20 protein-coding genes and 1 pseudogene are annotated in these 23,418 nt (G+C 56.7%); 8 read left to right on the forward strand and 13 right to left on the reverse strand.

The genetic code is table 11. From position 1 onward, the window contains the following. Nucleotides 1-37 precede the first annotated feature (37 nt). Complete coding sequence (locus tag C7459_RS14490; RefSeq protein WP_170119478.1) at nucleotides 38-1,780, forward strand: PAS domain-containing sensor histidine kinase; 1,743 nt, start codon at nucleotides 38-40, stop codon at nucleotides 1,778-1,780. Nucleotides 1,781-1,834: 54 nt separating this feature from the next. Here the strand turns inward: C7459_RS14490 and C7459_RS14495 are convergent, their stop codons facing one another. Then, nucleotides 1,835-3,343 (reverse strand): tetratricopeptide repeat protein, encoded by a 1,509-nt coding sequence (locus tag C7459_RS14495; RefSeq protein ID WP_109690022.1) that lies wholly within the window; start codon nucleotides 3,341-3,343, stop codon nucleotides 1,835-1,837. 124 nt (nucleotides 3,344-3,467) lie between these two features. On the opposite strand from C7459_RS14495, the gene C7459_RS14500 reads away from it, so the two are divergent. Both C7459_RS14500 and C7459_RS14505 read left to right on the forward strand, forming a co-directional pair. Beyond that, nucleotides 3,468-7,160, forward strand: coding sequence for a fibronectin type III domain-containing protein (locus tag C7459_RS14500; RefSeq protein WP_146201009.1), 3,693 nt, complete (start codon nucleotides 3,468-3,470; stop codon nucleotides 7,158-7,160). A 16-nt stretch (nucleotides 7,161-7,176) separates the two neighbouring features. Next, a complete protein-coding gene (locus tag C7459_RS14505; protein ID WP_109690024.1) occupies nucleotides 7,177-8,859 on the forward strand; it encodes an S-layer homology domain-containing protein in 1,683 nt (560 codons plus the stop codon). A gap of 465 nt (nucleotides 8,860-9,324) precedes the next feature. On the opposite strand, the gene C7459_RS14510 is transcribed toward C7459_RS14505, so the two are convergent. The 3 genes and pseudogenes from C7459_RS14510 to C7459_RS14520 form a co-directional block, all read right to left on the reverse strand. Next, complete coding sequence (locus tag C7459_RS14510; RefSeq protein WP_109690025.1) at nucleotides 9,325-10,950, reverse strand: peptide ABC transporter substrate-binding protein; 1,626 nt, start codon at nucleotides 10,948-10,950, stop codon at nucleotides 9,325-9,327. Nucleotides 10,951-11,208: 258 nt separating this feature from the next. After that, nucleotides 11,209-11,547 (reverse strand): annotated as a pseudogene (gene queF, locus C7459_RS14515) (preQ(1) synthase); the annotation flags it as partial. 95 nt (nucleotides 11,548-11,642) lie between these two features. Continuing rightward, nucleotides 11,643-11,981: a hypothetical protein gene (locus C7459_RS14520; RefSeq protein ID WP_109690027.1), complete on the reverse strand. Its 339-nt coding sequence runs from the start codon at nucleotides 11,979-11,981 to the stop codon at nucleotides 11,643-11,645. A gap of 158 nt (nucleotides 11,982-12,139) precedes the next feature. Here C7459_RS14520 and C7459_RS14525 point away from each other — a divergent pair, with 158 nt between their 5' ends. Further along, nucleotides 12,140-13,309: a hypothetical protein gene (locus C7459_RS14525; protein ID WP_109690028.1), complete on the forward strand. Its 1,170-nt coding sequence runs from the start codon at nucleotides 12,140-12,142 to the stop codon at nucleotides 13,307-13,309. A gap of 84 nt (nucleotides 13,310-13,393) precedes the next feature. Here the strand turns inward: C7459_RS14525 and C7459_RS14530 are convergent, their stop codons facing one another. After that, on the reverse strand, nucleotides 13,394-13,672 hold the full coding sequence (locus C7459_RS14530) for a hypothetical protein (RefSeq protein WP_109690029.1): 279 nt from the start codon (nucleotides 13,670-13,672) through the stop codon (nucleotides 13,394-13,396). A 158-nt stretch (nucleotides 13,673-13,830) separates the two neighbouring features. Between C7459_RS14530 and C7459_RS14535 the strand changes: the two genes are divergently transcribed. The 3 genes from C7459_RS14535 (at nucleotide 13,831) to C7459_RS14545 (ending at nucleotide 15,690) form a co-directional block, all read left to right on the forward strand. Continuing rightward, on the forward strand, nucleotides 13,831-14,388 hold the full coding sequence (locus tag C7459_RS14535) for a hypothetical protein (protein WP_146201010.1): 558 nt from the start codon (nucleotides 13,831-13,833) through the stop codon (nucleotides 14,386-14,388). Between the two features lie 113 nt (nucleotides 14,389-14,501). Then, nucleotides 14,502-14,828: an ArsR/SmtB family transcription factor gene (locus C7459_RS14540; protein WP_109690031.1), complete on the forward strand. Its 327-nt coding sequence runs from the start codon at nucleotides 14,502-14,504 to the stop codon at nucleotides 14,826-14,828. 1 nt (nucleotide 14,829) lies between these two features. Further along, nucleotides 14,830-15,690 carry a serine/threonine protein kinase gene (locus C7459_RS14545; RefSeq protein ID WP_109690032.1) on the forward strand — a complete coding sequence of 287 codons (861 nt, stop codon included), beginning with the start codon at nucleotides 14,830-14,832 and terminating at the stop codon, nucleotides 15,688-15,690. Between the two features lie 74 nt (nucleotides 15,691-15,764). Here C7459_RS14545 and C7459_RS14550 read toward each other — a convergent pair whose 3' ends face one another. Together C7459_RS14550 and C7459_RS14555 are read right to left on the reverse strand one after the other, a co-directional pair. Then, on the reverse strand, nucleotides 15,765-15,983 hold the full coding sequence (locus C7459_RS14550) for a hypothetical protein (protein ID WP_170119479.1): 219 nt from the start codon (nucleotides 15,981-15,983) through the stop codon (nucleotides 15,765-15,767). Nucleotides 15,984-16,052: 69 nt separating this feature from the next. Then, nucleotides 16,053-16,508, reverse strand: a complete 456-nt coding sequence (locus C7459_RS14555) for a cupin domain-containing protein (protein WP_109690033.1) — start codon at nucleotides 16,506-16,508, stop codon at nucleotides 16,053-16,055. A gap of 174 nt (nucleotides 16,509-16,682) precedes the next feature. Between C7459_RS14555 and C7459_RS14560 the strand changes: the two genes are divergently transcribed. Then, the gene (locus tag C7459_RS14560) at nucleotides 16,683-17,780 is read left to right on the forward strand and encodes a GGDEF domain-containing protein (RefSeq protein WP_109690034.1); all 1,098 of its coding nucleotides are present in this window, start codon (nucleotides 16,683-16,685) and stop codon (nucleotides 17,778-17,780) included. Between the two features lie 58 nt (nucleotides 17,781-17,838). On the opposite strand, the gene C7459_RS14565 is transcribed toward C7459_RS14560, so the two are convergent. The 6 genes from C7459_RS14565 to ssuD form a co-directional block, all read right to left on the reverse strand. Beyond that, complete coding sequence (locus tag C7459_RS14565; protein WP_109690035.1) at nucleotides 17,839-18,885, reverse strand: sulfate ABC transporter substrate-binding protein; 1,047 nt, start codon at nucleotides 18,883-18,885, stop codon at nucleotides 17,839-17,841. A 16-nt stretch (nucleotides 18,886-18,901) separates the two neighbouring features. Beyond that, nucleotides 18,902-19,984 carry a sulfate/molybdate ABC transporter ATP-binding protein gene (locus tag C7459_RS14570; RefSeq protein ID WP_109690036.1) on the reverse strand — a complete coding sequence of 361 codons (1,083 nt, stop codon included), beginning with the start codon at nucleotides 19,982-19,984 and terminating at the stop codon, nucleotides 18,902-18,904. 1 nt (nucleotide 19,985) lies between these two features. Further along, nucleotides 19,986-20,783 carry a sulfate ABC transporter permease subunit gene (locus tag C7459_RS14575; protein WP_109690079.1) on the reverse strand — a complete coding sequence of 266 codons (798 nt, stop codon included), beginning with the start codon at nucleotides 20,781-20,783 and terminating at the stop codon, nucleotides 19,986-19,988. Then, a complete protein-coding gene (gene cysT, locus C7459_RS14580) occupies nucleotides 20,783-21,592 on the reverse strand; it encodes a sulfate ABC transporter permease subunit CysT (RefSeq protein ID WP_109690037.1) in 810 nt (269 codons plus the stop codon). Before cysT ends, C7459_RS14575 begins: the two co-directional genes overlap by 1 nt. Before the next feature lie 217 nt (nucleotides 21,593-21,809). Next, nucleotides 21,810-22,007: a YezD family protein gene (locus tag C7459_RS14585; protein ID WP_109690038.1), complete on the reverse strand. Its 198-nt coding sequence runs from the start codon at nucleotides 22,005-22,007 to the stop codon at nucleotides 21,810-21,812. A 166-nt stretch (nucleotides 22,008-22,173) separates the two neighbouring features. Next, nucleotides 22,174-23,319, reverse strand: coding sequence for an FMNH2-dependent alkanesulfonate monooxygenase (gene ssuD / locus C7459_RS14590; protein ID WP_109690039.1), 1,146 nt, complete (start codon nucleotides 23,317-23,319; stop codon nucleotides 22,174-22,176). Between the last annotated feature and the right edge of the window lie 99 nt (nucleotides 23,320-23,418).

Raw genomic sequence — 23,418 nt, forward strand, 5'->3', positions numbered from 1 at the left:
GTGGTTCCGATACCGACAGATTTTGGGAGGGGATATCTTGTATTCTACCAGTGGCTGGTTGCGGGTCTGCTGGTTATTGCTGCTCGTGACCGGTACGATTTCCCTGGTGCTGGACACCAAGGAGTTTCTCCACCTCATGCGTGGGGAGTCTGCCTTCCAGTGGGAAACGCTCACAGATTGGGGATTCACCGCACTTTTTGTGCTGAGCACGCTCTCGCTATCCTCGATCATGTTGCGACGCAAGACGCAATCGTTAGACCCGGATGCGCTGGTGCAATTGATCACACCGCTGATGAACGAGGGTGCCAACGGCGAACCGAGTCGCCTCCCTTCCTCCGTGTATCACTTGTTGCAGTCGCTTGATGTCCAACGCAACACGATGCGCAGGTGTTTTCAACACGCTCCGTTCGGCGTGTTGTTTCTCGGGCGCAATCATTCAATCGTCTACGCGAATCCAGTCGTCGTGCAGATGGCCGGTCGGGAAGCGCAGGAGTTGTACAGCAAGCAAAGCGATGCGTTTCGCTCGCTTTTTCTCCAAGACGAAGGGCAAGACGATTGGCTGCACATGATCTCTCAGGGCCAAGGGGCGCTGGAGCGTTGCTTCGGCTACTTGCGTCAAGCGGACGGAGCGCGGTTGCCCGTGCTCGTGACCGGGTTTCCGCTGACGGGCACACCTCAAGTAGACCCTGCTGGCTTCATCCTGTTTATTGAAGACATCTCGCCATCCCACCAACTGCGCACTTTGCAACACCAACATTCGTTCGTGCTGAACTCGCTGCATCACGGGGTCGTCGTCACCGATCTCGACTTTGAGATCACGTACGCCAACGACGCGCTCAACGAGATGTTTGGGCTGGAGCCCGCCCAGTGGGTCGGGCAATCGATCCGACAGATCGTCCCCGCCGATGATGGACTCTCCTACCGCCTCGCCCAGATGGCGCTGGAGAACGGGGAGACGCAATTCGCGCAGTATGACGTTTCGCTTCCCAACGGCGGTGGCAGACGGCACGTGCAAGTCACCGCAACCCCGCTGCGAGATGTCACCTCGACACTGATGGGCATGCTCTTGCTGTACGAAGACCGCTCGCCCGAAGTCGAGTTGCAAGAGACCATGCGGCGCAACGATCAACTGGAGACCGTCTCCCAGATGGCGGCCTCGATCGCGCATGAAGTGCGCAACCCGATGACCAGCGTGCAGGGTTTCCTGCAACTGATGGCCCGCGAGATCGACCCCGCGCACACGCATTCGATGTACTTGAACGTCATGGAGGAAGATCTGAAGCGCATCAACGACATCATCACCGAATACTTGAACTTTTCCCGGATGGGCAACGACGCGATGGAGGAAGTGCGGATTGCAACGCTTCTACATAATACCTACACCTTGTTGCAGAGCGAGGCCAATCTCAAAGGCATCGAGATCGAACTGCGCTTGCCCGGTTTCGATCCCTTGTTGACCGCCAACGCGAACCGCTTGAAGCAAGTCTTGATCAATCTCGCCCGCAACGCGATGGAAGCGATGTGCGAGGGTGGTGGCTTGTTGACGCTGATCTTGGAAGAGACGGCGGAGGGTGTCTGCCTACACGTGCAAGACACAGGCCCAGGGATCACACCCGACCATCTCGCCCGCATCTTCAACCCGTTTTACACAACCAAAAACACCGGCACAGGTCTCGGTCTGTCCATCAGCAAAAAAATCATCGAGGAGCACAACGGCACCCTGCAAGTCGCAACTGAACCGGGCAAGGGCACGACCTTTTACATCCACTTGCCTCGTTAAGGTCAGAGAAGGTCAGAAAAAGGAACCGATCCGCAAGCGCGGACGGTTCCTTTTTTACGGCAAGCTGGCTTTGATTGAATTGATGTGGATCTTCAGCCAGATGTTGTCAGGATCGCTGGCTTCGACGCGCAACAAACACTCCAGCGCTTGCCGAGCCCGCCCGTCGAGGCGGTACAGTTCGGAGAGCACCACCCAGGAACTCTGGTGCTCAGGAAGCATTTCCACGAGGCTTTCCAACAAGCCGACCAACCAACTGAGGCCTTTGGCTTGCACCTCTGGTGGCGGCGAATCATCGCCCGTCCACTTGTGCACGCCGTCGACGAGCCGTGTGGCGAGGTCGATGCGCTCCTCTGGCTGCTCGTCGAGGGCGCGAATTCCTTCGAACAGCACCTGCACCCATTCCAGATATCTGGCTTGCTCCTCCAACAGCTCGGCATAGTTCACGTAGACGTTCCAATGCGGATCAAGCGCTCGCATGCCGTTGACAAACGCTTCCTCCGCCTCACCATGCCGTCCTACCCGTTGCAAAGTGATGCCGAGGTTCGCGTGAAACGCTCCTGAGATCGGTGACAGTTCGACCAAGCGACGGAAGCAAGCGGCCGACTCCTCATGGCGTTCACACTCCCCGAGCACGACACCGAGTTCGTTCAGCAGCGGAATGTTGTCCGCTTCCAGCGTCAACCCGACGCGCAGCAACGCCTCCGCTTCAGCGAAGCGCTGCGACTGACGATAGGCAGCACTCAGGCGATGGTGCGAGTTGAAGGCCTGCGGGGCGAGCGTGAAGGCCTGCTCCATCACGCGGATCACATCTGCTGGCCGCCCATCGGCGTGGTAGAGATAGCCGAGCGCTTCCCACGCCTTGTGCATCTGCGGACGCTCCTGCACCAGCCGCTCCAACACATGGATGCCAACAGCCGCTACAGGTGGCGCTTGCAACCCGTAGTCGAGCGCGGTGCCAATCAACTGCTCCGCCCCTTCCTCCCATGTCGGATCTCGGACGATCGCGGCAAAAAAACCTTCGAACACTTCCTCCGGTGTGACCGCTTCCCCAATCTCAGCGGCGAGCTGTCGGTCTAGCGCCGCGAGAAATGGTGCCGTCGCTTCCCAGCGTGGCGAGAGATCGTCACAGGTCAGATGCACCCCTTGCGCCGTCGGCAGGACCTCCTCCAACACGTTGGACAGCAGTTGTGTGAACAGCTCCCGACAGTGTTGCAGCGATCCGATGATCGTGCGTGCCGTTTCCTGACCGCTGACCACCTCCACAAATTGCAACCCGATCTCCGCGTCCGTCTCCATGACGACCAGATGCCCGCCGATCACATAGTCCGCTTCATACTGCGCCCCGATCTCGCACAATTCCTCTGCCGTTTGCGTCTGCCCAGAGACGATCAACTGCGGGCCGTCCTCCCCTTCCAAACAGAAGGGGGCAAAAACGGCTTCCACCGCCTCCAGCGCTTCCAGCCGCAAACTCAAGTAGCGCGGAATCTGCCGCGCATAGGCGCCCATCGGTGGCTCCCCCTCCTGCGGAAGACTCCACGGTACCAACAGCACTCGTTTCCTCATCAAGATCCCTCCTTTCCAGAAAAACCCGACCAAAAATCCCAACAAACGACAGGATTCAACCTCGCTCCCGCCGAATTACATAGAAGGTATTTAGAAAATTAATTTCACAAAGGAGGGAATCGTGTTGGCTCAGCACCGTCGCACATCGCGTCTCGCGATCGCCCTGCTGACCGTCTTCACCCTGCTCATCGCTTTGTTCCCCGCACTTCCGGAACGCGCCGCAGCGGCCGATTACGTCAGCTTGTCAAAAAGCGATTTCGTGATCGGGTATCCACCAGCCGCCGTCACGCTAACTGGAGGCGATGCGTTTAAGTTCAAAACCGATGCGCGCCTCTACCTGTTCGATTCGAACAATCGTGACACGTATGCGGTGCAAGGCGTGAGGGTGGTCGATAGCACACACCTGACGTTCACCTTGAATCCAGGGCTCGCGGCTGGACGCTACACGCTGCTCGTTGTCTCGTACTCGCAGACGACCGTCAACCTCAACGTCCTGACCAGCTATGACCCGACGAACGTCACCGTCACACCCGGTGCGAATGCCGATATCCGCGTCGATTGGAGCGATCCAAGCGCTCTCGATATCAAAGACATTGTCATTCAGTATAGTCTTGCCGATCAAAATTCTTACTCGAACCCTGTTCATCTACCGCGCGGGGTAGGAACGACAACGTTCAAAAACTTAGCGAACAAAAAAGCCTACAAGTTCATGATCTATGCCACCAAGAACGACGGTACCCGCACGACGGGAGCGGTCTTGAACAACGGGGGCTCCGGCTACCTCGCCGTCGACACCACACCGCCGAGCGACCTCACGAATTTGGTCGTCTCCGCCGTCCCGAACGGATTCCGCCTGACCTGGAGCGATCCGACCAACGCGGATACACCGCCGGTTTCGGACTTGAACTTGATCACCGTTCAATATGCCGAGCACAACACCAGCAACTGGTCGGAAGGGTTCGTGGTCGCCAAAGGCATCCAAACGGCCACACTCGCCCCGATGAACATCGCCAAGCGCTATGACTTCCGCTTCACGAAGCTCGACGTGAACGGCAACTGGAATTACCAGATCGATACCCACAACGGCTACGGCTACACGTGGGATACTGATGTTCCGGCTGATGTGACGTCGCTAAACGTTTCTGTCGCCTCCGATACCAGTGCCTACATCACATGGTATGACCCGCAGACGACAGACTTTCACCACGTCAATTTTTATCTGAAAAGTCCGATGTCCACCGACTGGGTCCCAGCCGGACATGCCGACAAAGGTCTGCAAAGTTTCCAATTGAACGGTCTCGCACCGGGCATCGACTACCAGTTGAAAACCACAACGGTCGACCAACTCGGCAATGAAACGTCGGGTGCGACCTTCGGTCCGTTCCGCACTGCTACCATCAACGACTTGACCGATCTCACCAACCTTGAGGTCAAGCAAGAGGTCAGCGGCGGTCTGCAGATGACGTGGAAGTCTGACGCGGTCAGCAGCATCGATTTCAACCGCTTCAAGATGTACTACGCTCCGATCAACTCGTCCGACCCGAAGGACTTCAAGTTGACCGACCTCTCCAACCGCGGCACCAAGACGGCCAGCCTGCGCGACATGCCGCGCGGTCTCTACAAGCTCGACATGCGCCTGCAAGACACCTTCGGACTGATGCAGTCGTTGCAATCCTTCAACAACAGCGGTGCTGGCTACTACGTCTCCGGCACTGGCAACAACCTGCCGACAGACGTCGGCAACGTGAAAGTGCTCGCCAACGACGGCAGCAACCTCGAGATCACGTGGGATGCGGCGACGACGAACGGCACGCACGTGCAGATCTATGTCGCCGAGCGTTCCCAATATCCGTCCTGGCGACTGCTCGGCAAAGTCGACAAGCGCAACCAGCGCTATCTCGCGACTGGGCTCACCTCCACGAAGGACTATTTCTTCAAACTCGTCGTCGTGGATGCGAACCGCAGCAACCAGGAATCCACAGGTGTCGTGTACGACAACAGCGGGTACGGCTTCAACGTCATCGGCGGCGACCGCTATGCCCCGCATGAGGTCACAGGTGCTTCCGCGACCGTCAACCTGAATACGCTGGTCGTCTCCTACACCGAACCGAGCGATACCGACTTCAATTTCGTCAATCTCTATGTCAAAAAAGTCAACTCCAACGACCCGATCAACCCGGTCGCCGTCACCCGTGGCAACAGCGGTACGACGATCCGCGATCTGGTTCCAGGTGCGTCGTACACGTTGCGCATCACCACGGTTGATAACTACGGCAACGAATCGGCCGGGATCGCCTTGAACAACAACGGCAACGGTTACCTGATCGGCACTGGCACAGGACAATCGACCAGCGAAGTCCGCAACGCCATCGCAATCCCGAACTCCAACCAACTGACCGTTCGCTTCCAAGAACCGACCAATGCCGACTATGCCAGCACGACGATCTCGATCAAGAAAACCAGCGAATCTGCCTACTCGCAGGAGCGCACAGTCGGAAAAGGTCTGAACGAAGCCACCTTCACTGGCTTGGAGCCAAACTCCGCCTACTCGGTGCGTCTGATCACCACGACCACTGCTGGCAAAAAGTCGAGCGGCATCTATCTGGGGACCACTGGCATCTCGATGCAACCGATCTCCAATGTCGTCAACCCGCGTGTCACACCGGGCGCAAATCGACTGACCGTCACATGGTCCGATCCGAGCACGACCATTCCGACCGGGATCGCGGTCGAAGTGATGCCGACCAACAAATCGACGTGGAGCGAGCCGCAGATCGTCCAACCGGGCACTGGCTTCCTCGTGCTCGGCGGCCTCTCCGGCACGCAAGCCTACAAAGTCCGCATCACCACGCTGCGCAACGAGATCGGCAGCCCAAGCTTCATCCTCGACGCCGGCGCGAACGGCGGCGGGCCAGGCTACACCCCGCGCGACGCCTCGGTCGCAGCCTCTCCGTCGCACATGCAACGTGGCACCGCCACCGACACACAATGGATCTCGCTGATCGGGCGCAACACCCGCTTCGGCTCCTACGGCACCGTCGACGTGACGCTCTACGACAGCAACGGCAACGGCATCGGGGACGCGATCAAGCAGACCGCGATGTACAGCAACAACCGTTTCGATGTCCGCCTGTCCCGCAATTTGGCACCGGGCACGTACACGCTGAAGATTCGCTCCAATGAGGATGGCGACCTGACGACGACGGTCACCGTGCAGACGAACGCACCGGCGCCAGAAGTCACCTCGCTGAACACGCAATCGGTCAACCTCGGCTACAGCTCATTCCTGATGACGCTGAACGGCGATGGCTTCACAAACACGTCGAAGATTCAGGTCGACAACGGCACCGCGATCACGCCGTCCTCGTATGACAGCAAGTCGCTGACCTTCCAGATGCCTGCTGGTCTCCAACCGGGCGTACACAAAGTGACAGTGCTGACCAACGGCAGTTCCACCGTTCCGATGCAATTCACCGTCTACCCGTTCAAAAGCCAAGTCGGATTCTTGAATCTGCCAGGCATGCGCAACGGTGCCTACCACGGGGAATGGAACGTCTCGAACATGGACGCCAACCCGCGCAACGCCAAAGTCATCCTGCTGATTCGCCGCAACGGCCAGTTTGTCGAGGAACAGGAGACGACCCTCTCCTTCACCGGCAATGAGACCAAGAAAATCAAAGTCGATTTCGGCGGTGCCAACACCTCCTACGCGATCGGCCCAACACAATCGATCTCTGTGCAAGCGTTCATCGTCGACGCCAACACGTTGACCCCGCTCGCCGACCCGGCGGTCTACAGCACCGACCTCAACCTGTAAGCAAGGAGGACTCGCGATGAACTTGAAACGGATCGCTCTCACCGGATGCCTGACCGCGGGACTCCTGCTCTCCGGCATCCCCTGGAGCACCGCCGCCCACGCGGACACCACCCTCGGCCTCGTCAAAAAAGGCTCGGGGGTGACCGCGACCGGCTACTACACGCAAAACGGTCTGCCGCTTGGCGGCACGCCCGTTTTTCTCACCGTCACAGACAACACGGGGCACATCTACCATGCCGACCAACTCACCACCGACAAGGACGGTCGCTACCAGTTCCTCTGGACGATGCCCACGAACGCCCCAGACGGCACCTACCTCGCCGAAGTCCACATCCAAGGCGACGTGGAAAAAAGACCGTTCACCTATTCCTCTGGCCTCAACCACGGCGGCGCCATCCTGCCCGTCGAGGATGGCCCGTACCGCTTCACTGGCGAATTGAACAACGGTGCCAAGCAAGCGGTTGTCTATGACAGCACCACCGGCCTCTCCTACAGCACCGCGTCCAGCTACCTCGAAGGTGCATCTGTCAATGCCAGCGTCGATCAATGGAAGGCGAGCAACCAGATCACTTCCGCGACGGCGGGCACTACCTATTTGACGATCTCCGTCCCGACCGACACGCTGGTCAACACCGTCACCGTGCCGGGGAGCGTGATCCGCCAGATGGCGACGAGCTTCGGGAACAGCGCCCACCTGCTCGTGGCGACCAAGGTCGGTGCGTTTGACCTCCCGCTCGATGCTGTACACAGTTCCCTGCTCGACAACGTGAAGTCGAAAAGCGACGGTGCGCTGATCATCTCGATCAAGCGCGTCGCCTCCGACATCTCCAACGCGCTCTCCAAGGAGTATCAAGCACTAGGAACCGGGCCGCTACCCTCGCTCTTGCCGGTCGAATTCGGCTTGAGCGCTTTCTACAACGGTCAAAAAGTGCCAGTCACCGATTTCAACGACCGTTTCGTGCGTTGCTCGATCGATCTGACGGGCACGACGTTGACCGATGGTGCTGTGCAGAGCGCACAGTTCAAACAGCCGCAGACCGGTCGCCTCGTCCCGACGCCGTCGATGCTGTTCCGCGATGCGGTTGGTCACGGCAAGATCGTCGTCACCCGCACCGGCACCGGGCTCTACGTGCCGGTGGAAAACCGCAAGCAATTTGACGACACCGGGTGGACCTCGATGGAGGACAAGATCCACTTCCTCGCCGCCAAAGCGGTTGTCAGCGGCAAGACTCCGAGCAAGTTTGACCCGTTCGGGCCGATTACCCGCGCGGAGTTCTCGACGCTGATGGTTCGAGCGCTCGGCCTCTCTGACAAGCAAGGCAGCTCGCGATTCTACGATGTCCCGAACGGCTCGTGGTTCACCGACTACGTCAACATCGGATCGAGCCTCGGCTTGATCGCAGGGTATTCGCCGAGCCAGTTCGCTCCCGATGATTCGATCACTCGCGAACAGATGGCCGCCTTGCTCGCTCGCAGCCTGACCTACGTGCAAACACGCCCATACGTCGACACCACCCGCGTGCTCGGACAGATCTCCGATGCCAGCGAGATATCCGGCTGGGCGCGTGAGGACGTCGCTCTGGCGATCCAGACGGGCATCCTGCCAAACTCGGGTCGCCTCGAAGCCCAACGTCCAGCGTCGCGCGCGGAGAGCGTGGACATGCTGTACAACCTGCTCAGCTACCTGAAATTCCTCTAAAGCAACACACAACGCAAAAAAGGTACCCTTCGCTCAGCGATTGGGTACCTTTTTCACTCTCGTAATCGTATCATAGACCTGTAGCCACAGATCCGTCCGACCCAGCAGGTTTCGACTCGTCTCTCACGCTCCCTCTGTTTGCAGGCTAGAAGGTGATGCGATTGATCTCTGCTCTGCGCTCCTCTCTCTCGGTGATCAACTGACAGTCACTAAGAACGCTACAATCGGACATATTCGGTGGTTTCTGCCTCCCCTCTCCCCACCATTCGGTTTGAACCGGGGGGATTTCTTGTGTTTATTATAGCGCAAACATTCAGACTATTTAAACGACGAAAAAATGGCTGGATTCGCCATTCGTTGCCCTCTACACCATTTATCTCCCGCTGACGACAATTCGCATAGAAAATCTTCACAATACGATAAAAGCCAGGCTGCGCGGGTACGCGCAACCTGGCCTTTTTCCACTTACTTGCCGTCGATGTAGGTGTGCTTGAGCTCGTAATCAACGCCGAACGGGAAGGAGATGAGGTCCTTGACGTAGGGCTTGGTCGCGAACGCTTTGCCACGGAAGAACACCGGGCCTACCGCCATGTCCTTCATGAGCAGTTTCTCTGCTTCGACGAGCAGTTGTGCGCGCTGCTTGGTGTCGGAAGAGATCTTCGCCGCGGAGATCAACTTGTCGTATTCGAGGTTGCTGTAGTTGACTTTGTTGAACTCGTTTTTGCTGACGAACATGTCGAGGAAGGTCATCGGGTCGTTGTAGTCCGCACCCCACAGCGTTATCGAGATCGCGTAGTCCATCTTGCGTTCCTTTTCAAGACGCAGTTTGAAGGGGACGTTTTCGATCGCAACATCGACGCCGAGCTTGGTACGCCATTGTTCCTTGAGGAACTCCGCCGCTTTTTTCGCGAGATCGGTGTCGTCGACGAGCAGTTTCAGCTTTAAGTCAGCAGCTTGCATGCCCACTTCCTGGAGACCTTCGTCGAGCTGTGACTTGGCTTCTGCGTCGGTGTGCTTGGTCAGGGTATCGCCTGCCAGCTTGCGGAATTGGCCGCCGTTGGAGTCGGAGGTTCCGTCCGGTACGAAGCCGGTCGCCGCCTTGGTGCCATTGTGGTAGATGATGTCCGCGTACATGTCTTTGTCAACCGCATAGGTGAGCGCTGTGCGGATCTTGCTGTTTTCTAATCCTTTGACTTCTGGGTTGAAGATCAGGTAGCCGTTGGTCAGTTCAGACTCGACGGAGTATTCATCCGTTTTGTCCTTGTATTGGTCGACGAGGTCGCGCACGAGGCCGAAGCGGTCGATCTCCCCTGCTTCGTACATGTTCGCCATCGCGCTGGAATCCTTGACGACGTTGAACGTGACTTTCTGGAGCTTGACGGTTGCAGCATCCCAATAGTCCGCGTTTTTCTCGATGTTGACAGAGGTATCATGCTGCCAGTCGGTCAGCTTGAACGGGCCGTTGGACAGCGATGTTTCCACAGAGGTTCCGAAGTCTTTGCCCTTGGACTCGACAAATTTCTGGTCGAGCGGGAAGAACGTCGGGAACGCCATCTGGTTCAGGAAGTACGGGGTCGGGTTGTTCAGGGTGACTTCAATGGTCTTGTCGTTCAACGCCTTGATGCCGACTTCGGAGTCCGCGCCTTGGCCCGCACTGAATTCCTTGGCGCCTTTGACCGTTTGCAGCAGGAACGCATATTGCGAAGCTGTTTTCGGGTCCAGCGTGCGCTTCCAGGAGTACACGAAGTCTTGGGCGGTGACCGCATCACCGTTGCTCCACTTCGCGTCGCGCAGGTGGAAGGTGTAGGTCTTGCCGTCTTGGGAAATCTCCCAGTCGGTCGCGATGCCCGGCACTGCTTTGCCGTCCTTGTCGAGGCGCACGAGGCCTTCCATCGTGTTGGACAGGATATTAAAGGAATACTGGTCGGTCGCTTTTGCCACGTCTGCGGACGGCAGGTCATCCCCCATCGTCAGGTGCAGTTCTTGTGCGCTGTTGTCAGCGCTGCCAGCTGCGGAATCGCTGCCACAACCGGTCAGGATCGTGCCCATCATCACAGCGGCCATCGCTGTGCCAAACCACTTTTTGTTCATCCAGCAACTCTCCTCCTACGAATCTCTTGTGCATCAAATGATAGAGGAGTGCCTTTCGTTAGTCAACATATATACTAATTATCCAAACCTTGTGAACAATAGCAAAAGACCCGCTTGCGGATCTCTTCAAACAACTTCCCGAACTCTGCCACCACACGTTCGACGGGTCATACGGCCATAAAAAAGAGCCAGCGCGGAGGCTGGCTCTTTTTCCAATCGGGATTAGCCGCGGGTTTTGCGGAATTCCGGGTTGTGCTCGGCTCTGACTTTGGTGTAGATGCCGCCGCGCACGTTGAAGTCGCCTTCGACTTCCATCCAGCGCGGATCCAGTGCTTCGATGAGATCATTGAGGATCATGTTGGTGACATCCTCGTGGAAGTGGCCTTCCTCACGGAACGTCCAGAGGTACAGTTTCAGGGACTTCAGCTCGATGAGTTTCGGCCCTGGGACGTAACGCACGATGATGGTGGCGAAATCCGGTTGGCCGGTTACCGGGCAGAGCGCGGTGAATTCCGGGCAACGAATTTCGACTTCGTAGTCACGGTCCGGGTGCGGATTCGGGACAGGATGAAGTTCTTTGGATGGTTTCGTCGTCATATGTAGGGACCTCCAAACGCGGTGTAAAAGTCTAAATTCCAATATATATCAGAGCGTCGAGCTGGTCAAGTAAAAACAGCCTGCACGATGGCAGGCTAGTACTGGTGTTGCATCGGATCGTTGTTCATCGGGTTCATTCCGGTGCCTTTTTGCGGGTGGTGTTGGTTGGGTTGGTAGGACGGTACGGCTTGACCAAGTTGTTGGTACATCGTGTTGGCCAGACTTTGGATCTGGCGGAGTTGGGCCTGCTCTTGGTTGTGGTCGAAGTACATCTGTTGCGGGAATGCGTTGGAGCCCTGGTTCAATTGATGGGACATCAGGCGGGTGGTCTCCTGCTCGTGGCGGATCAGCGAGCCGATCATCTGGCGTACTTGGCGTAGTTCCACCTGCAGACGGGAGAGTTCGGATTCAAGTTGTTGCATCTGTTGTTGCATAGCTGATTCCTCCTCAGGTACGGGACAGTGTACGTTCCTTTTCTTACGATGCCCGAATCTGGGAGGTTTTATGAAAACTGGATGCATATTTGTTCCAAGTTGCGGGACAGGATAGGGTAGGAAGATTTTTACGAGATCCGTGAGGAGGCAGAGCCACGATGCAACAGAGCATTACGCGTATGGCGGGTCAGGTACAAGCGATGCAACAAGAAGTGATGGAGTTGCAACAGATCGCACAGCACTTGACGCAATCGAATATGGGACGTTTTCAACAGTTACAAGGGATGAGCCAACAGAACCCCGCATTCTACCAACTGGCGGGCAGTGAGCAGGCGTCCGTGCAGATGTTGTATAATTTGACGCGCGTTTGTGAGGAGATGAACCAACATCTGCGCAACATCTCCACGCAGGTGAGTTCAAACGGACAGCCGTCACAGGGCGCTCAGAGTGTACAAGGCGGGCAACAGCAGCAGCAACAGCAACAGAGACAACAACAGTCGCAACGTCAACAGCAAGCTCCAGAAGGCCCGATTGCCACGGATACGACACACCTCCGCCGGATGACGTCGTCGACCGATGCGAGCAACCAACTGGATTCGACGATGACCGCTGCGACCGATACGAACCAAGGTGGGTCGATGCAGGCGTCGAGCAGTCAAGGTGGGTCGATGTCCAGCGGGTCACAAGGTGGCGGGTCACAGAGCAGCAGCAGTTCGCAGGGCGGCTCGCAGAGCAGCAACTACCAAGGTGCTGGTGGGCAGAGTGGCACCACTGGGGTCTCACAATCAGCGATGATGCAACCGGTGTTGAGCGGTTCCACGATGCAACAACAAGCGCAACAAATCTTCTCGCAATCCGGTCAACAACAAAAGCAAAGTCAAGGTTCCGGCGGAAGTTCCTCCACCTCCATGGGCCAAAGCAACCAAGGAAATCAAGGCTCACAGGGCTCTCAAGGTAGCCCCAGCATGCAAGCCAGTCTCAACCAAACCTCCATGTTCCCCAGCGCCTCGATGAAGCAAGGCTCCTCCAGCCAAGGCGGCATGGGTCAAGGTTCCATGAACCAAGGTCGCATGGGTCAATCCTCAATGGGCCAAGGCTCGATGAACCAAGGCGGCATGGGTCAATCCACAATGGGCCAAGGCTCCATGAACCAAGGCGGAATGGGTCAATCCTCAATGGGTCAAGGCTCCATGAACCAAGGTTCCCAAGGTCAGATGAGCGCAGATGAGATCGGCCAGCAGATCGAGAACGATCTGAAAAACAACCGCAACGAATACCGCGAAGAACCGCACGCTCAGGTGTACCCGTACAACCGCTATACCACCTGATTTCTACCTACAAGTCTACAAGTCCCCTCCCCAAAAGAGAAACAGCACCCACGTAGGGTGCTGTTTCTCTTTTTCATCGATCTCTTAATGAACTTGTCCTTGGCGCTTTTTCAACGCCTCTTGGTAGTGCTCGTACATCATGCGTTGACGCTCCCCGTCCTTGATCGTCGACAGGTACGCCTCGCGCAGATCCAACCGTTCGTCCGGGGTCATGATCGCTTCGAAGTCGGCCGCGATCAGCGTGTTCACCTGCTGGCGCTCCGTCGCTGACCAAGTCAGATATTGCTCATACGGCAACACCATCATATCAGCGCGAAATTGCGCCAACATCTCCTTTGGAAATTCCTCATACTTGATGCCCATGACGTGTTCCCCCTTTGCTTCTACCCGATATCGTATCACAAACGCCTGCGCCAACTCCAGAAAAACGCCTCTCGCCGTTTGACTTAGCTACAAGCCCAACGTATCATATTCATATCTTCAAATAATCAAACATACAACTAAAAATTGGAGGTTCCTCCTTGCACACAACCCGAGCAGACGTGATCAAATGGGGGCTTGAGTATCTAGACGATGCAGGAACCGGTGCCATTTGTACGGTTTGTATCTCAACCGGGGGTTCATGCTGTGCTGGGTGCCGACATTTAACACCCGGTGTTGGTTGTCAACGTCGAAACACCAGTTGCACGTCTTGGTTATGTGGCTACTTGCTGTTTATCTTCCATGAACTGGGGATTCTTGCAGACTGGTATTCGTTCTGGAAACAGGTCCCTGGCATTGATTTCCGCCAAGATTTTACTCCCTCTGAATTTCCTATTGAGAAGTGGATCGACAAACGCAATTTGAAGATCCTAACCGCCGCCTTCAGCCAGGATCTTCAAGAGGTATCCAAGAAAAACGAGCAGTACAGCTCGACGATCAAACGAAACGACCTCCTGTTTCGGATGATCACGCTCGAATACGACTTCAAAATGAATGGTGACGACCATTTTGATGCCCTCAACAAACGGCTTGCTCGCCTCATGAAGGATTTCAAACGATACAATGCCATCAAAAGCCTCTATCAATCGAAAAAATAGCCGCCTCGCAGGATAGAAGCCCGTGCGATCGGCAAGGTCTTCGCAGCGACCGATCGGAAGCTCTGATCAGATCGAGCCGCTTCCAAAGTAGTTCCCGTTGAAAGGGGAAACGTATGGACTTAGAAATTCAACAATTCAAAGCCGACTTCTTCAAAGCATTAGCACATCCAGTACGAATTCGCATCCTCGAATTGCTCGCCGGAGGGGACAAAAATGTCAATGAACTGCAGTCCCTCATCGGAAGTGAGGGGTCAGCCATGTCGCAACAGTTAAGCATCTTGCGCGCCAAAAATATCGTGGTGGGGACGAAGGATGGCAATCGCGTCATTTACTCGTTGCGAGATCCGATGCTCATCGACTTGTTGCTCGTAGCGAAACAGATTTTTAACAACCATTTTATCAACGAAATCAACAAACTAGATCGGTTCAACGACAATTGATATGGCGATTCCAACTTCCTCGAAGCGCATCTGGTATTCGATACGGTATTGGATCGACCTGATCTACACCCAACTGCTCGACCGTCCCTATCGAGCGGGGAAAGTGCTAGGCAAACGCTATGTGGTGGAGCGGTGTCTGGGCATGGGGAGCTACGGCATCTCCTACCTCTGTCGTGACCAGCAAACGGGACAGCCCTGTGTGGTCAAGCAAGTCCGACCGAGCAAGCGGCGCGGACAGAAAGGCTTCCCGATTTTTGAATACGAGACGTCGATTCTCCAGCAACTCCAGCATCCGGCGATCCCCCGTCTGTATCAGAAGTTCAGCCAGCGCGGGCATTGGTTTTTCGCGATGGAATACATGCAAGGCACGAATCTGGAGGATGCGCTGTTCGAAACCGATCTGCGCTATTCGGAGCGTCAGGCGTTGCAGTTGATCCGCGACTTGCTGGAGATCGTCGCGTATGTGCATGACCAGCGCGTCGTGCATCGCGATGTGCGCATCCCGAACGTGATCCTGCAGGATGGGCAGCTCAAACTGATCGACTTCGGCCTCGCCCGCCGCCTTGGCGACCGCCCCACACAGGTGGCAGAAGACTTGCGCGACTATGTGGTAGAAAAGCAGATCAAGCGCGAGGTCGAGTTCCGCAGTGATTTTTATTCGATGGGTCACTTCTTGTTGTTCCTGCTGTACACAACGTTTGAATCCTCCGGCGAGGAGGAGCGCAGTTGGGAGGAGGAATTGAACCTCCACCCCGCCACCAAGACCTTGCTCAAGCGGATGCTCCAGCTACAGTCCCCACACTTCGCCAACGCCGCCGAACTGGCGACTGCCTTGGATGAAGCCATCCGCGCGGCGGAGTGAGTCGATCCTATCGTTCGCCCAGCAAAAAAAGGGAACCCGCGTTGGCGGATTCCCTTTTTTCCGATCGATTGCGATCAACTGGAGAAGAACGAGAAGCTGGAGTGCTTTTTCTTGTAGTGACCGTGGCCGTAGTTCGAATGGCCGTGGTGACCGTGGTTGTTCGGGTGTTGCGGGGCATGGTGTTTGTAATCGCTGGAGCTGTACTTTTTGTATTTGTGATGCTTGTGATGACTGGAACTGTATTTGTGAGCGGTCATCTCATGCAGGACTTTTTTGATAAATTTACCGAACATCTTGGAGATCCCCCCTGTAGGTTTGTTATCTCTTACTACGCAGGAGGCATGAAAAGGTTTCAGGTTCTTTTATTCGGGCCACTGGAAGTGCGGAGTGACGATCTTGCCATCCTCTGAAGTTTTCTTCTCCAGACTGCCAGCCTTCGCTTGGACGACGATGTAGTACAGGTCTTCTGTGGAGTTGTTGCGCCAAGCGCGTTCGCCTTGCGGTGCGACGCGAACCGAGCTGCCTTCGCTGACGTCGATCACTTGTCCATCCACGTAGAACTGGCCTGTGCCCTTGACGAACAGGTACAGCTCCTCGTTCTCGCCATGAGCGTGTGTGTACGGCGTTCCAGAACCTGGCTTCAACACACCCAGCGACACTTCCATGCCGTTGAGACCCATCGCTTCGTTGAGAAACAGCTTGCCTGGGAACGTAAACTGCGGGAGTGGCGAGAACACATAATCCATCATGCCCTCCCACGGACCTGCATGTGCTGCTGTGAAGTGTTCACCTTTGATAATTCCGCCCTTCATTTCCATCCAACAATCCCTCACTTTAACTAGTTTATGGATTCAGAATATCGCATTGAGTCTGAATTGTAAAACTTACCAGACCCATTCTCAACTATTTTAAATGAGGTGGCAGGATTCCTACGGGGATTCAGAGTATGTATAGGTATTGATCTTGCGCTAGGTAGGAGGCCATCCGCAGGTATGTGGCTTGATAAATTTTTTGTGAATCTATGCATCCTCGTCGCTTGTCTGTTTTTCTTGCACCAATTGTTGAAGGATCGAAAGGTCACGCCACACTCCCCGCTCCCCCTGCGCTTCGTGATCGGCGGGGTGCTCGGGTTGCTCGGCTGGTTGCTGATGATGCACAGCCTGCATGTCGGTGATGGCACCGTGTTCGATCTGCGGATCTTGCCGGTGTTCATCGCCGCTGCGGCTGGCGGCTGGGTTTCTGCTTTGACAACTGCCGTGATTGTCGGGGCGGGGCGAGCCCTGCTGTTTGACTGGACCCCGGCGACGGTGGCCGCGCTGTCCAACCTGTTCGTCACGGCTGTCATCTGCGGCGTGATCGTGCGCTATACGGAGAATCACATCTGCCGTTGGGCCGCTATGTCGCTCGTGAACATCGTGGCGGTCGGAATCTCGATCCTGTTCATTCCTGGTGATCTGCATGTACACATGAAGTTTTTGTTGCAGTATGCGCTGGTCGTGTCGGTGGCGATGTGGTTCACGTTTCTGTTGATCGGGTATCTGTATCGTTCACACGAAGCCTTCTTGCAAGTTCGCGAATCGGCGCGCAAGGACTTTCTGACCGGGCTCAACAACGTGCGTTCCTTCGATTCGGCGATCAACACGTTGTTGCAGAAAAACCAAGAGCATGGCGAGGAACTCGCCTTTCTGTTGATCGACATCGACTATTTCAAAAAAGTCAACGACACCTACGGACATTCGGCGGGTGACGAGGTGCTCCGGCAGTTGAGCGATGTGCTGAGCCTGACCGCGCGCAGCATGGATGTCGTCTCCCGCAACGGCGGCGAGGAGTTTTCCCTCATCCTCCCCGCCTGTTCCAAGCACAACGCCCTGCGCGTGGCGAACCGCATCCGCACCACGATTGAGCACCATCGCTTCAAACTGCCTTCCGGGCAGGACATCCAAGTCACCGTCTCCCTCGGACTTTCACAGTCCACGCCAGAGGTTCCGCTGACCGCCTATGAACTCGTCGATCTCGCAGACGAGGGTCTCTACCTCGCCAAGCGCTCTGGACGCAACCGCGTCTGTTGCTTCCAACCGACGGATATGTAAAAAAGACCCTGCCGACTCAGTCGGCAGGGTCTTTTTTTGGCTAGACTTTATGTTGCTCTTACTTGCCGGCGAGGATTTGATCCCAGAGGGCGCCGTCTTGGTAGAGGTCTTTGCGGACTTGGGTCCAGCCACCGAGGTACTTGATGTCGTAGAGGCCCGCCGGGGTCTTGTATTGCTTTTCGAACTCTTTGGCGACCGCCGGGTCGACCGCACGGAAGCCTTTTTCGGAGAAGGCGCGTTGGGCATCTGCTGTCCAGAGGTAGTCGACGAAAGCGTCGGCGACTTGGCGCACGCCGTGTTTGTCGGCGTTTTTGTCGACGACCGCTGCTGGATTCTCGATCAGAATCGTGTAGTTAGGCACGATGATGTTGTACTTCTGGCCTTCCAGATTCCGCCCGATCAATTCGTTCTCGTAGGTGACGACGACGTCGCCTGTGCCGTTTTCAAACGTGGTCATCGACGCACGGCCCGACTTGTCGAGGGCTTTGACGTTTTTCTGGATGCGTTTGAGCAGGTCAGCCGCATACGCCGGGTCTTTTTTTCCTTTTTCTTCCGAAATTTTCAACCCTGCGCCGTAGATGCCGTTGACGTCCCACTGTGCGCCGCCCGAGGTCTTCGGGTTCGGGTAGAGCACGCCGATGCCCGGCTTGGCGAGGTCTTCCCAATCTTGGATGCCCTTCGGATTGCCTTCCCGTGTACCGAAGGCTACGACCGAATTGGTGATCATCCCGTTGTGTGGCTTGGTTCTCCAGTCGTTCGTGATCAGCCCAGCCTTTTGGATCGTGTCGATGTCAGCCTCCAGCGACAACACCGCCACGTCCGCTTCAAAACCGCCTGCGATCGCACGCGCTTGCGTCCCGGATGCTTCGTAGGATTCTTGGAAGTTGACCGTCTGGCCCGTTTTGTCCTTCCATTGCTTTTGGAAGGCGGGGAGGATTTTTTTGAACGCTTCCTGCGGGACGGAGTACGCGCCGAGGACGAGCGTGACTTCCTTGGGCTCCTCCTTCGTCCCTGTCGTGGTCGTCGAGGCGGTTTCTGTGTTGCTGCCGCAAGCGGGCAACACCGTGATCGAAGCAATCAGAACTCCAGCAAGCCATTTTTTCATCGTTGTCTGTCTCCTTTTAGATCGCGGCCGAGCTGGCGCGTTTGATTTCGTTTTCGAGGAACAAGCTCTCGTCTTCATGGAACAGGTGCAAGGAGTGGATCAGCACCGCCACTTCATCGCCGGGCTTGAGCGTCTCTTTTTCCAAAGTGCGGTGTGCGAGCAAGCGATGATGCCCGACTTCGACTTCCACTTGCCAGAGCGTGCCCCGGAACTGGACGCTTTTGACCAGTCCAATGCTTGCAGCCGCCGGGTTGGAGATCTCGTGCTCGCGACCGACTTCGATCGATTCCGGCCGGATCAAGATGTTCGCTGTTTTGGCGCGCGATTTGTCCCGCAGGCGGAAGGTCGCCGCTTCGAATCCCGTGATCGAGGCCGTGTCGGGCAGGATGTTCGACTCGCCGAGGAAGCTCGCCACGAAGGGCGTTTGCGGTTCCTTGTAGACCTGCCACGGCGTGCCTTTCTGTTCCAAGCGACCGCTGTTGATGATCATGATCTCATCGGCGACTTCCACGGCTTCCTCTTGGTCATGCGTGACAAAAATCGAGGTGACCCCGACGCGGGAGATCATCTCGCGCAACCACGTGCGCAGCTCCTTGCGCACTTTGGCATCGATCGCGGCAAACGGCTCGTCGAGCAGCAACAGTTCGGGCGACGGTGCGAGGGCGCGGGCAAATGCGACGCGTTGGCGTTGGCCGCCTGAGAGCTGGTGCGGGTAGCGTTCTGCCAGACCCTTCAAGCCGATCAACTCGATCATCTCGTAGACGCGCTCTTGGATCTCGCGCTTGGTTTTCTTTTGCACCGTCAAGCCAAAGGCGATGTTGTCGAACACGTTCATGTGTTTGAACAGCGCGTAATTTTGAAAGACAAACCCGATCCCGCGCTCTTGCGGAGGGAGGTGGTTGACGTTTTTTCCATGAAAGAGGATCTCACCAGACGTCGGTTTTTCCAGCCCGGCCAGCATTCGCAGGATCGTGGTCTTGCCACCGCCAGAAGGGCCGAGCAGACCGATCAGTTTGCCTGGCTCGATGTCGAAGCTCACGTTTTGCACCGCGGCGAACTGCCCGAAGTCTTTTTTGAGATTCCGTACTTCGATCTGCATCTCAGAACACTTCCTTCCGTTTTTTCGCCCATTCGAGGAGCAAGAGGATCACGATGGAGAGCGCCGCCAGCACGAGGGCGATCGAATTCGCAGCGACATAGTTGAAGTTCTCGACCTGCTGGTAGACCAGCGTGGTTGCCGTCTGTGTTTTGTTGATGATGTTGCCGGAGACGACGAGCACCGCACCGAACTCCCCGATGGAGCGGGCGATTGTCAACACGACCCCGTAGAGCACGCCCCAGCGGATCGACGGCCACGTGACGCGCCAGAACGTCCGCCACCCGTTCGCTCCCAGCGTATAGGCGGCTTCCTCCTGTTGCGTGCCGACCTCTTGGAGCACCGGCATCACTTCGCGCACCATCAGCGGGAACGTGACGAACAGGGTCGCGAGCACCATGCCGGGCAGGGCGAAGACGATTTTCACACCTTGCGCTTCAAAAAACGTACCGAGTGCCGTGTGCGGCCCGAGCAACAGCAGGATCATCAATCCACCGATGATCGGCGAGACGGCAAACGGCAAGTCGACGATGCTGTTCAGCAAGTGACGCAAGCGGCGGGAGATCGCCGTCTCGCGCACCAGCAACAGCGCGAGCAAGACGCCGAACAAGGTGTTGAGCACCGTGACGATCGCGACGATGATCGCCGAGACGAGGAAGGCATGGAGCGCTTCCGGTCGGGTCAGCGCGTTCCAGAAACCAGCAGTGCCCAGCGACACCGCGCTGGTGAAGACTTTTCCGAGCGGGATGATCAGGAACACTAGGAAAACCAGATAGGTGATCGTGATTCCAACGCGTCTGATCATCGCTCATCCCTCCTCGCCGTCAGCAGGTTGACGCTCCACAGCACGAGGAACGAAAGCGTCAGCAAGACCACCGAGACCGCAGCGGCGCCCGTCGGGTTGTAGCTCTCGACGTTGCCGTAGATTTGCACCGAAGCGACGAGCGTTTTGCCAGGGATGTTGCCCGCGACGAGCACGACAGCGCCGAACTCGGCAAGCGCTCGCGAGAATGCCAGCATCGCGCCACCGATCACACCGGGACGCATCGCCGGGAAGATCACTTTCCAGAACGTTCCAGAACGGGAGGCACCGAGCGTGTAGGACGCTTCCTCCTCCGCCGGGTCGAGTTCTTCGAGCAGCGGTTGGATCGTGCGGATGACGAAAGGGAACGTGACGAAGATCATCGCGATGACGATGGCGGGTTGCTGGTAGACGATCTCGATGTTGTGCGACTTGGCGAAACTGCCGAGCCAACTCTGCGGGCCGAGCAGGAGCAGGATCATCAGCCCTCCGACAGCAGTTGGCAAGGCAAACGGCAGATCGACCAGCGAATTGAGGATGCGCCGACCGGGAAAGCGGTAGCGAACGAGCACCCATGCGATCAAGGTCCCGAAAACTGTGTTGATCAACGTGGCGATCACCGCCAACTGGAGCGTTCGCAGGACGGCATCCCACGCGATCGGCTGGATGACGCTGTCGGCAAACTTGGTCCAGCCCTCAGACAGCCCTTGGACGTACACGCCGAGGATCGGCACGACGATCAACAGCAGGAAGTAGACCAACACCGTGCTCTGGACGGTGCGCTTCAGCCAAACATGTTTGACGATCATGATCGGTAGCAAGCCTCCTTATTCATTAGATTTTCTTATGAGCGGAATTAGGATTTCTTATCCTGATGTTGTACAGAATATTGTGGACACCTGTCCCATGTGCCACCATTCGACCGATTTTTTTCCGAAAAAAAGACTCCCAATCACCCACTGCTCACAACGAGTGTGCAAACAGGGGTGGATTGGGAGCCTTCGGTGGTCCGATCGGCTCGGTGATTTAGTTTTTGGCGGCCAGTTTGACCGCAGGGGACTTCGTGCTCTCCAAGGGGAAGCGGTGCTTCTCCGTGCGCTCGATCTGCGTAATCTGTGCATCGTGTACGGTGATCTGCACCGTCCCATACTGTAAGCCCTCCAACGCGCGCAGGATGTATTGAACCTGCGGGTTGTCGAGGTCGACCTTGAATGCCTTCTCCATCAGACTCACCTCAAGTATCAGAATCACTAATGATTATGATAAGATTTCTTTTTCCCTACAATTTCGATATGAATTATTGGTCTTACTATAAAATGGGCAACGACTTTTGTCAATATGGCAAAAACAAAAGAGACACCCCGGCGAATCGGGTGTCTCTTTTTGCCACTTACTGCTTGGGAATCACATGATTCGCGACGATCTCGCCAACGGCGTGGGCGTCGCTTTTTTTCACAGACAGGTCTTCGTCGTGGGTCAGCGGGAGCAAGGGGAACAGCAACTCGGCGACGCGATACGACTCTTCCAGATGCGGATAGCCGGAGAGGATGAACGTCTCGATGCCAAGGTCTGCGTACTCCTGCATGCGGGCGGCGACCGTCTGCGGGTCCCCGACCAGCGCACAGCCGGCACCGCTGCGCACGAGGCCCACGCCCGCCCAGAGGTTTGGCGAGACTTCGAGCGCGGCGCGGCTGCGGTCGATCTGGCCACCGTGCAGTTCGCCTTGGCGACGCATGCCGACCGAGTCGTACTTGGAAAAAATCGCCTGTGCCTGCGCGATCATGTCGTCGTCGACGTACTTGAGCAGTTGATCTGCCTCTGCCCATGCCTCCTCCTCGGTCTCGCGGACGATGACATGCAGACGGATGCCGAACTTCACGGTACGGCCTCGTTCCGCGGCGAGGGCACGCACGCGGTCGATTTTCTCCCGGACCTGCGCCGGCGGTTCGGCCCACGTCAGGTACACGTCGATATGCTTCGCCGCCACGGGCAAGGCGGCAGGTGAAGAGCCTCCGAAATAGAGCGGCGGGTACGGGGACTGCACAGGTGGGAGCATCTGCTGCCCGCCCTCGATCTGCAAATGTTTGCCCGCTTGGTCGATCTGCTCCCCACTGCAGAGCGCTCTCCAGATCGTGAGGAACTCGTCGGTCACTTCATAGCGAGCATCGTGATCGAGGAACAGCCCCTCCGCCGCCAACTCCACGGGATCGCCGCCGGTGACGACGTTGAGCAAGCAACGCCCATCGGACAGTCGGTCGAGCGTGTTCGCCATGCGAGCTGCCGTCGCTGGCATCATCAAGCCTGGGCGCATCGCCACGAGAAAACGCAACTGCTTCGTCGACGAGATCAGCGACGCCGCCGTCACCCACGCGTCCTCGCAGGAACGCCCGGTCGGCAACAACACGCCGTAATACCCGAGATCATCTGCCGCCTGCGCGATCTGGCGCAGATAGTTGAACGTCGTGGCACGACCGCCTATCGACGTTGCGAGGTAGCGTCCGTCGCCCCCCGTCGGGATGAACCAGAAAACTTTCATCTCTATCTCTCCTTACAGCTGATAGTCGGGTTGATTTACTGAGTTTATCATCGTAGGCACGGTCTAACTTGTCAAGAACCATCATATCGTAAAAGGTAC

The organism is Tumebacillus permanentifrigoris (assembly GCF_003148565.1).
GTDB classification, from domain to species: domain Bacteria; phylum Bacillota; class Bacilli; order Tumebacillales; family Tumebacillaceae; genus Tumebacillus; species Tumebacillus permanentifrigoris.

Excerpts from the sequence above, each read along its gene's own strand:
- C7459_RS14495 (WP_109690022.1), bottom strand. The coding sequence starts at position 3,343 with ATGAGGAAACGAGTGCTGTTGGTACCGTGGAGTCTTCCGCAGGAGGGG.
- C7459_RS14565 (WP_109690035.1), bottom strand. The coding sequence starts at position 18,885 with ATGAAAAAATGGCTTGCTGGAGTTCTGATTGCTTCGATCACGGTGTTG.
- ssuD (WP_109690039.1), bottom strand. The coding sequence starts at position 23,319 with ATGAAAGTTTTCTGGTTCATCCCGACGGGGGGCGACGGACGCTACCTC.
- C7459_RS14505 (WP_109690024.1), top strand. The coding sequence starts at position 7,177 with ATGAACTTGAAACGGATCGCTCTCACCGGATGCCTGACCGCGGGACTC.
- C7459_RS14545 (WP_109690032.1), top strand. The coding sequence starts at position 14,830 with ATGGCGATTCCAACTTCCTCGAAGCGCATCTGGTATTCGATACGGTAT.
- C7459_RS14550 (WP_170119479.1), bottom strand. The coding sequence starts at position 15,983 with ATGTTCGGTAAATTTATCAAAAAAGTCCTGCATGAGATGACCGCTCAC.
- C7459_RS14570 (WP_109690036.1), bottom strand. The coding sequence starts at position 19,984 with ATGCAGATCGAAGTACGGAATCTCAAAAAAGACTTCGGGCAGTTCGCC.
- C7459_RS14555 (WP_109690033.1), bottom strand. The coding sequence starts at position 16,508 with ATGGAAATGAAGGGCGGAATTATCAAAGGTGAACACTTCACAGCAGCA.
- C7459_RS14560 (WP_109690034.1), top strand. The coding sequence starts at position 16,683 with ATGTGGCTTGATAAATTTTTTGTGAATCTATGCATCCTCGTCGCTTGT.
- C7459_RS14520 (WP_109690027.1), bottom strand. The coding sequence starts at position 11,981 with ATGCAACAACAGATGCAACAACTTGAATCCGAACTCTCCCGTCTGCAG.
- C7459_RS14525 (WP_109690028.1), top strand. The coding sequence starts at position 12,140 with ATGCAACAGAGCATTACGCGTATGGCGGGTCAGGTACAAGCGATGCAA.
- C7459_RS14585 (WP_109690038.1), bottom strand. The coding sequence starts at position 22,007 with ATGGAGAAGGCATTCAAGGTCGACCTCGACAACCCGCAGGTTCAATAC.
- C7459_RS14530 (WP_109690029.1), bottom strand. The coding sequence starts at position 13,672 with ATGGGCATCAAGTATGAGGAATTTCCAAAGGAGATGTTGGCGCAATTT.
- C7459_RS14540 (WP_109690031.1), top strand. The coding sequence starts at position 14,502 with ATGGACTTAGAAATTCAACAATTCAAAGCCGACTTCTTCAAAGCATTA.
- C7459_RS14510 (WP_109690025.1), bottom strand. The coding sequence starts at position 10,950 with ATGAACAAAAAGTGGTTTGGCACAGCGATGGCCGCTGTGATGATGGGC.
- cysT (WP_109690037.1), bottom strand. The coding sequence starts at position 21,592 with ATGATCGTCAAACATGTTTGGCTGAAGCGCACCGTCCAGAGCACGGTG.